Origin of the sequence: Streptomyces sp. 13-12-16, assembly GCF_002114215.1 — a bacterium.
Classification (GTDB): Bacteria; Actinomycetota; Actinomycetes; order Streptomycetales; family Streptomycetaceae; genus Streptomyces.
Genome location: NZ_NCTE01000728.1, coordinates 1 through 8,392 on the forward strand (window position 1 = coordinate 1; position 8,392 = coordinate 8,392).

6 protein-coding genes and 1 pseudogene are annotated in these 8,392 nt (G+C 72.6%); 4 read left to right on the top strand and 3 right to left on the bottom strand.

The window, feature by feature from the left end:
- Window positions 1-3,807 (top strand): glycoside hydrolase family 2 TIM barrel-domain containing protein (locus B7767_RS27275; RefSeq protein WP_107486355.1); only part of this gene is annotated, 3,807 nt, incomplete at its 5' end.
- Between the two features lie 38 nt (window positions 3,808-3,845).
- Complete coding sequence (locus B7767_RS27280) at window positions 3,846-4,700, top strand: DUF72 domain-containing protein (protein WP_085574502.1); 855 nt, start codon at window positions 3,846-3,848, stop codon at window positions 4,698-4,700.
- On the opposite strand, the pseudogene B7767_RS27285 reads toward B7767_RS27280, so the two are convergent.
- Window positions 4,681-4,875, bottom strand: a pseudogene (locus tag B7767_RS27285) (ArsR/SmtB family transcription factor); the annotation flags it as partial. The gene B7767_RS27280 and the pseudogene B7767_RS27285 sit on opposite strands and share 20 nt — an antisense overlap.
- Window positions 4,876-5,036: 161 nt before the next feature.
- On the opposite strand from B7767_RS27285, the gene B7767_RS27290 reads away from it, so the two are divergent.
- A complete protein-coding gene (locus tag B7767_RS27290; protein ID WP_306297999.1) occupies window positions 5,037-6,518 on the top strand; it encodes an AlkA N-terminal domain-containing protein in 1,482 nt (493 codons plus the stop codon).
- 23 nt (window positions 6,519-6,541) lie between these two features.
- Window positions 6,542-7,024 (top strand): methylated-DNA--[protein]-cysteine S-methyltransferase, encoded by a 483-nt coding sequence (locus B7767_RS27295; RefSeq protein WP_085574503.1) that lies wholly within the window; start codon window positions 6,542-6,544, stop codon window positions 7,022-7,024.
- Here B7767_RS27295 and B7767_RS27300 read toward each other — a convergent pair.
- Complete coding sequence (locus B7767_RS27300; RefSeq protein ID WP_085574504.1) at window positions 7,021-7,746, bottom strand: Sir2 family NAD-dependent protein deacetylase; 726 nt, start codon at window positions 7,744-7,746, stop codon at window positions 7,021-7,023. The genes B7767_RS27295 and B7767_RS27300 overlap by 4 nt on opposite strands.
- A 61-nt stretch (window positions 7,747-7,807) precedes the next feature.
- Window positions 7,808-8,311: an NUDIX hydrolase gene (locus B7767_RS27305; RefSeq protein ID WP_085574505.1), complete on the bottom strand. Its 504-nt coding sequence runs from the start codon at window positions 8,309-8,311 to the stop codon at window positions 7,808-7,810.
- Window positions 8,312-8,392: the final 81 nt, after the last annotated feature.

Genomic DNA, 8,392 nt, shown 5'->3' on the forward strand with positions numbered 1-8,392 from the left:
CTGTCCGCGTCGCCCGGCGCCGCGCACGCGGCCGGCCGGCGGGCGGCGGCCGACGCGCCCCCGGAGTGGAACGACTTCGGCGTCTTCCGGCTCGGCACCCAGCCGCCGCACACCACGCTCATGCCGTACGCGGACGTGCGCCAGGCCCTCGCCGCCGACCGGACCCGCTCGCCCTACCGGCAGAGCCTCGACGGCACCTGGAAGTTCGCCTACGCCGACCGCCCCGAGGACCGGGACGCCGACTTCCACCGCACCGACACCGACGACGCCGACTGGGACACCATCCCGGTCCCGTCCGTGTGGCAACTGCACGGCCACGACTTCCCGGTCTACCTGAACATCACCTACCCGTACTGGGGCCCCAACGGCCGCGGCGAGGAGCCGCAGCCGCCCGCGGCCCCGACCCGCTACAACCCGGTCGGCCAGTACCGGCGCACCTTCACCGTCCCGCGCGACTGGAAGGGACGCCGCACCTTCCTCCACTTCGAGGGCGTCAAGTCCGCCCACTACGTGTGGATCAACGGCGAACTCGTCGGCTACGACGAGGACTCCTACACCCCGTCCGAGTACGACATCACCGACCACATCGGGCCCGGCACCAACCAGATCGCCGTCGAGGTGTACCGCTACGCCGACGGCGACTGGCTGGAGGACCAGGACATGATCCGGCTGAGCGGCATCTTCCGCTCGGTCCACCTGTACTCCACCCCGCCCGTGCACCTGCGCGACTTCAAGCTGGACACCCCGCTGAACGACACTTACACACAGGGCGAGTTGGCGGTCACCGCGAGCGTACGGGCGTACGGTGGCGGCGAGTCGGGCCGCTACACCGTCGAGACCCAGTTGTACGACGCCCGCGGCCACGCCGTCTGGCCCCGTCCGCTGGAGCAGACCGCCGACCTCGCTACGGCAGGCGCCGGGGAGGACGTCACCGTACGGGCCTCGAAGGCCGTGACCCGGCCCCGGCTGTGGTCGGCCGAGCACCCGGACCTCTACACGGCCGTACTCAGACTCCGCGACCCGGCGGGCAAGGTGGTCGAAACCCTGTCCCACCGCGTCGGGTTCCGCGAGTTCGCCATCAAGGACGGGCTGATGCGGATCAACGGCAGACCCGTCTCCTTCCGCGGCACCAACCGCCACGAGATGCACCCGTCCCGCGGCACGGCCCTCACCCGCGAGGACCTGGTCGAGGACATCACCCTCATCAAGCGGATGAACATGAACTCCGTCCGCACCTCGCACTACCCCGACAACCCGCTGTGGTACGAACTCGCCGACGAGTACGGCCTCTACCTCGTCGACGAGACCAACCTCGAGACCCACGGCATCCGTTCCGAGTACCCGGGCGACCACCCGGAGTGGACGGCGGCCTGCGTCGCCCGCGCCCAGAACATGGTCCACCGCGACAAGAACCACCCCTCGGTGGTCATCTGGTCGCTCGGCAACGAGGCCGGCGGCGGCTCCACCTTCACCGCCATGCACGACTGGATCCGCTCCTACGACCCCACCCGCGTCATCCAGTACGAGGGCGACGACCGGCCGGAAATCAGCGACATCCGCTCCAGGATGTACGAGAGCCCCTCACGCGTCGAGCAGCGTGCCGCGGACACCGCCGACACCCGGCCCTACGTCATGATCGAGTACTCCCACGCGATGGGTAACTCCAACGGCAACTTCAAGAAGTACTGGGACGTCGTCCGCCGCCACGACGTCCTCCAGGGCGGCTGGATCTGGGACTTCGCCGACCAGTCCCTCTACACACCCGTCCCCGCCCGCACCCTGCTCACCGAGTCCGGGCCGGCCGGCCTGCGCGGCGAGATCCTCGCCACCCGCGGGGGCCTCGACCGGGACAAGGGCCTGTCCGGCATCACGCTCTTCGAACGCGACGACAGCCTCGACCTCACCGGCTCCCTGACCCTGGAGGCGTGGGTCACTCCGCGGTACACGGGATACCACCAGCCCATCCTCGCCAAGGGCGACACCCAGTACGCGCTCAAACAGACCGGTGACACCCTGGAGTTCTTCATCCACGGCGGCGGCCAGTGGATCACCGCGAGCTGGGCGCTGCCGGACGACTGGACCGGCCGCGAACACCACGTCGCGGGCGTCTTCGACGCGGACGCCGGCACGCTGACCCTGTACGCCGACGGGGCGGTGAGGGGCACCAGGACCACCACCCGGCGCCCCGACAACAACACCGCGCCGCTCGCCCTCGCGTCCGACGCCGACAACCAGACCCGCGAGTTCAGCGGCACCGTCCGCCGCGCCCGCGTCTACGCACGCGCCCTCACCGCCGCCGAACTGGCCTCGGACGACCGGGGACCCGGTGACGACGGTGTGCGGTTCTGGTTCGACGCCGCCACCGTCGAGGTGAGGAAGAAGCGGCCCGAGGAGAAGAGGTTCCTCGCCTACGGCGGCGACTGGGGCGACAACCCCAACGACGGCGCCTTCGTCGCGGACGGCATCGTCACCGCCGACCGCGGTCACACCGGCAAGGCCGCCGAGATCAAACGCGTCCACCAGGCGATCGACGCCGCCCGCACCTCCGACGACGGCGACCCCGGTGCCGTCACCCTCACCAACGAGTACCTGTTCACCAACGTCCGCGAGTTCGACGGCCATTGGGAACTCGTCGCCGACGGCGAGGTCGTACGGCGCGGAAGGCTGACCCGGGACCAGCTCGACGTGCCGCCGGGGTCCGACAAGGACATCACCCTGCCCGTACGCCTGCCGAAGGACCCGGACCCGGGCACGGAGTACTTCCTCCAGCTCTCCTTCACCACCAGGGAGTCCACGAAGTGGGCCGGGGCCGGATTCGAGGTGGCCCGGCAGCAGCTCCCGCTCGACGCCCGGAGCCCGGCCGTGACCCCCGTACCGCTGGAGAGCGTCCCGGTGCTGCGGTACGAGGACGGGGAGAAGGACATCGAGATCACCGGCAGGGGCTTCTCGGTCACCGTCGACAGGAGCAGTGGCACCATCACCTCCTACGAGGCGGAGGGCACCCGCCTGATCACCTCCGGGCCGGTGCCCAACTTCTGGCGGGCGCCCACCGACAACGACCACGGCAACGGCCAGCACACCCGCAACCGGACCTGGCGCGACGCCGGCGCACGGCGGAAGGTCACCGGCGTCACCGTACGGGCCCTCGGTGAGCGGGCCGTCGAGATCACGGTCGGCGGCACACTGCCGACCACCACCGAGTCGACGTACACCACCACCTACACGGTGTTCGGCAACGGTGAGATCAAGGTCGACAACACCCTCCACCCGGGCGCGCCGAACCTGCCGTACATCCCGGAGGTCGGCACACTGCTGTTCCTGCCGCGCCGCCTGGACCGTCTGCACTACTACGGCCGTGGCCCCGAGGAGAACCACTGGGACCGCAACACCGGCACCGACGTGGGCCGTTACACGTCCACCGTGGCCGAACAGTGGACCCCCTACATCCGCCCGCAGGAGAACGGCAACAAGACCGACGTCCGCTGGGCCGCCCTGACCGACGGCAGGGGCCGCGGCCTGCTGGTGTCGGGCGAGCCCCTCCTGGAGGTCAACGCCTCGCACTTCACCCCGGAGGACCTGTCGGCCGGCGTCCGGCACGACTACCAGCTGACCCCGCGGGACGCGGTCGTGCTGCGGGTCAACCACCGTCAGATGGGCGTCGGCGGCGACAACAGCTGGGGCGCGCACACCCACGACGAGTTCAAGCTCTTCGCCGACCGGGATCACGCGTACACCTACCGGCTGCGCCCGCTCACGGACGTGGACGAGGCGATGGCGGCCTCACGCCGGCCCACGGCGACCGAGTAGGGGACACACCCATGGGAGCCCGGGGTACCCGGGCTCCCATGGGTGACATTCTGGTCGGGGCCTGTTCGTGGACGGACCGCATGCTCGTGGCGAGCGGCTGGTATCCGAGCGGGCGTCGGGACGCCGAGGGGCGGCTGCGGCACTACGCCTCCAGGCTGCCCGTCGTCGAGGTGGACTCCGGTTACTACGCGCTGCCCCGACGCCGCAACAGCGAGCTGTGGGTGGAGCGCACGCCGGACGGCTTCCGCTTCGACGTCAAGGCCTTCTCGCTGCTGACCGGCCACCCCACCCGGCCGGAGGCGCTCCCCGCCGACCTGCGGAACCGGCCGGTGGACGGCGCCCTGCTGGACGAGGTGTGGGAGAGGTTCGCGGAGGCGGTCGGGCCGCTGCGCGAGGCCGGGCGGCTGGGCACCGTGCTGTTCCAGTTCCCGCCCCGGTTCGCGCCCGGGACCCGGGCCGAGCGGACGCTGGAGGAGTGCGCGCGGCGCACGGCCGGCTGGCCGCTCGCCGTCGAGTTCCGGCACCCGGGGTGGTGGGAGGCGGAGCGGGCCGAGGACACCCTCGCGCTGCTCTCCGGGCTGAGCGCGACGGCCGTCGGCGTGGACATGGCCCAGGGGCTCACCGGCTCCCTGCCGCCCGTCGCGCCCGTCAGCCGCCCCGCCCTCGCCGTCGTACGGTTCCACGGCCGCAGCAGGGCCTGGGGGAGGGGCAGCAAGGAGGACCGCTTCCGCCACGACTACGACGTGACCGAACTCGCCGCCTGGGTGCCCCGGCTGCGACGCGCGGCGGAGCGGACGGACGAACTGCACGTGCTGTTCAACAACTGCTGCGCGGACGCCGCCGTACGCGCCGCCGAGACCATGCGGGAACTGCTCACCCCGCGGCGTCGCTGATCCCCGGCCGCGGGTGCTCCACGTGGTGGACGGCCTGGTCGAGCAGCCCGGCGACATGGTCGTCGTGCAGCGCGTACACCACGGAACGCCCCCGGCGCTCGCCGACCACCAGGCCCGGGTTGCGCAGCAGCCGCAACCGGTGCGAGCAGGCCGACTGCTCCATGCCCACCTCCCGCTCGGCGTCGCCGGCCACGGGGGCTCCGCCGTGCTGGTCGGCCTGAACGGGCTGCGGCTGCTCCGCGCGTCGGCATGGCGATCCGGACAGCCCCAGGACACCTGACGTCGATGTCGGATTCCCGCCAGACCGGGGCGCCGGACGTGCCCGATCCTTGAGACATGCAGAAGGGGATGCACACCGACACCGAGCGCTGCGTGCGCGCCGTGCGGTCGAAGGACGCGCGGTTCGACGGCTGGTTCTTCACCGCCGTCCTCACCACCGGCATCTACTGCCGGCCGAGCTGCCCGGTGGTCCCGCCCAAGGCCGAGAACATGGTCTTCCACCCGAGCGCGGCGGCCTGCCAGCAGGCCGGGTTCCGGGCCTGCAAACGCTGCCGGCCCGACACCAGCCCCGGCTCACCGGAGTGGAACCAGCGGGCCGACGCGGTGGCCCGCGCCATGCGCCTGATCGCCGACGGCGTCGTGGACCGCGAAGGCGTCACCGGTCTCGCCGCCCGGCTCGGCTACAGCACCCGGCAGGTCGAACGCCAGCTCCGCGCCGAGCTGGGCGCGGGCCCCCTCGCGCTCGCCCGCGCCCAGCGCGCCCAGACCGCGCGGCTGCTCATCGAGACCACGGCACTGCCGATGGCGGAGATCGCCTTCGCGGCCGGTTTCTCCTCCGTCCGCACCTTCAACGACACCGTCCGCGAGGTCTACGCACTCGCCCCGGGCGAACTGCGCACCCGGGCGCCGGGGAACACCTCCCGCGCCACCCCCGGAGTGCTGTCGCTGCGCCTGCCGTTCCGGGCCCCGCTCAACCCCGACAACCTCTTCGGCCACCTCGCCGCCACCGCCGTACCGGGCGTGGAGGAGTGGAGGGACGGCGCCTACCGGCGCACCCTGCGGCTGCCGTACGGGCACGGCATCGTGGCGCTCACCCCGCACCCCGACCACATCGCCTGCCGCCTCACCCTCGGTGACCCCCGCGACCTCACCGTCGCCATCAGCCGCTGCCGCCGCCTGCTCGACCTGGACGCCGACCCGGTCGCCGTCGACGGGCAACTGCGCGCGGACCCGGTCCTCGCGCCCCTCGTCGACAAGGCACCCGGCCGCCGCGTGCCGCGCACGGTCGACGCGGCCGAGTTCGCCGTCCGGGCCGTCCTCGGCCAGCAGGTCTCCACGGCCGCCGCCCGTACCCACGCGGCCCGCCTGGTCACCGCGCACGGCACCCCCGTGGACGATCCCGAGGGCGGTCTCACCCACCTCTTCCCGTCCCCCGGGGAACTGGCCGGGCTCGACCCCGAGACCCTCGCCATGCCCCGCACCCGCCGCACCACCTTCACCACCCTCGTACGCCGGCTCGCCGACGGCGACCTCCACCTGGGCGCCGAGAGCGACTGGCCCGAAACCCGCGCGGAACTCCTCGCCCTCCCCGGCTTCGGCCCCTGGACGGCCGACGTCATCGCCATGCGGGCGCTCGGCGACCCCGACGCCTTCCTCCCCACCGACCTCGGCATCCGCCGCGCCGCCCGCGAACTGGGCCTGCCCTCCACCCCGGCCGCCCTCACCGCACGCGCGGCGGCCTGGCGGCCCTGGCGGGCGTACGCGGTCCAGTACCTGTGGGCGACGGACAGCCACCCCATCAACTTCCTGCCGGTGTGAAGAGAACAGGGACCCCCCAGCCGATGAAGCAGTACACCGTGACCGACAGCCCCTACGGCCCGCTGACGCTCGTCGCCGACGACGGCGTCCTGTGCGGCCTCTACATGACCGACCAGCGCCACCGCCCACCGGAGGAGACCTTCGGCGTCCCCGACGACACCCCCTTCGCCGAGGCGCGGGAGCAGCTCTCGGCGTACTTCACGGGCGATCTGAAGGAGTTCACCCTCGAACTGCGCCTGCACGGCACCCCGTTCCAGCGCCGCGTCTGGGACCGGCTGACCCGCATCCCGTACGGCGAGACCCGCACCTACGGCCAACTCGCCGACGCCCTCGGCAACCCGAAGGCCTCCCGCGCGGTCGGCCTCGCCAACGGCCGCAACCCGGTCGGCATCATCGTCCCCTGCCACCGCGTCATCGGCGCGGGCGGCGGCCTCACCGGATACGGCGGCGGCCTGGAGCGGAAACAGCGCCTGCTGGACTTCGAACGCGAAGCCGCCTTGTTCTAGGCGGCGATCCGGTGCAGCAGTCCGGGCAGCGAGGTGCCGATCGGCTCGCGGACCACCTCGTCGGCGAGATCGTCGTACGGGGTCGGCTCCGCGTTGACGATGATCAGGCGGGCCCCGTGGCCGGCGGCCACCTCCGCGAGCCCGGCGGCGGGGTGGACCTGGAGGCTGGTGCCCACGGCGATGAAGACGGTGCACGCCTTGCTGATCGCCGCCGCCTCGCCCAGCACCACGGGATCGAGGTGCTCGCCGAACATCACCGTCGCCGGCTTGAGGACTCCGCCGCAGTCCAGGCACGGCGGATCGTCCTCACCGGCCTCGACGCGGGCGAGGGCGTCCACCATCGCGCTGCGAGCGTGACACCTGGTGCACACCACGCTCCGTACGGTGCCGTGGAGCTCGAGCACCTTGCGGTCCGGCATGCCGGCGAGCTGGTGCAACCCGTCCACGTTCTGCGTGATCACCCGCACCGGCACCCCGGAGCGCTCCAGCTCGACCACGGCGCGGTGCGCGCCGTTCGGCTCGACGGCGGAGGCGAAGTTCTCCCGCCGCATCCGCCAGGAGCGGCGGCGGATCTCCGGGTCGCCCATGTAGTACTCGTACGTCACCAGCTTCTCGGCCTCGGGATCGCGGCGCCACAGTCCGTTCGGCCCGCGGTAGTCCGGGATACCGGAATCCGTGCTGACACCGGCACCGGTGAGGAGGGCGACGAGGGGCTTGCTCATGCGGCCGAGGGTAGGCCGCGGAGCGCCGGTGCGGCGAGCGGATAAAAGGCCGGGCTCGGGTTCAGCGCACCCGGTACCCGTCCTCCAGCTCCGCGGTGCCCGAACCGTCGGCGAGGACGTCCAGCGCGGCCGTCACCCGGCGTCCCAGGGAACCGTGGAGGTACTCGGTCAGCTCCCCGCGCGGCACCAGCCGCCAGGACAGCAACTCCGACTCCTGCAACCGGATCGCCGCGAAGTCGTCCGCGCCGAGCACGCCGCCGTCGTACAGGTACGCCACCACCGGCGGCCGTCCCGGCCCCCGCACCCAGTCCACCGCCAGCAGCCGTCCCAGCTCCCGGTCCAGCCCGATCTCCTCGGCCGTCTCCCGCCGCGCCCCCTCGCGCGGGCTCTCCCCGTCGTCCGACTCGATCGTCCCGCCGGGCAGCGCCCACCCCTCCCGGTAGTTCGGCTCGACGAGCAGCACCCTCCCCTCCTCGTCCCGGAAGAGCGCGGCGGAGCCGGCGAGGACACGGGGGAGGGAAGCGATGTAGGAGGCGTAGTCCTGGACGGGCTGAGTGGTGGTCATGCCCGGAAGAATAACCGCGGCGCCGGGCACCGCCGCGGGCACGGAGCCGGGCCCCGCGGGGCGCACGGCGGCACACGCCGG

Bases quoted from the DNA above. Each gene is read 5' to 3' on its own strand.
- B7767_RS27300 (WP_085574504.1), bottom strand. From the start codon at position 7,746: ATGAGCAAGCCCCTCGTCGCCCTCCTCACCGGTGCCGGTGTCAGCACG.
- B7767_RS27280 (WP_085574502.1), top strand. From the start codon at position 3,846: ATGGGTGACATTCTGGTCGGGGCCTGTTCGTGGACGGACCGCATGCTC.
- B7767_RS27290 (WP_306297999.1), top strand. From the start codon at position 5,037: ATGCAGAAGGGGATGCACACCGACACCGAGCGCTGCGTGCGCGCCGTG.
- B7767_RS27305 (WP_085574505.1), bottom strand. From the start codon at position 8,311: ATGACCACCACTCAGCCCGTCCAGGACTACGCCTCCTACATCGCTTCC.
- B7767_RS27295 (WP_085574503.1), top strand. From the start codon at position 6,542: ATGAAGCAGTACACCGTGACCGACAGCCCCTACGGCCCGCTGACGCTC.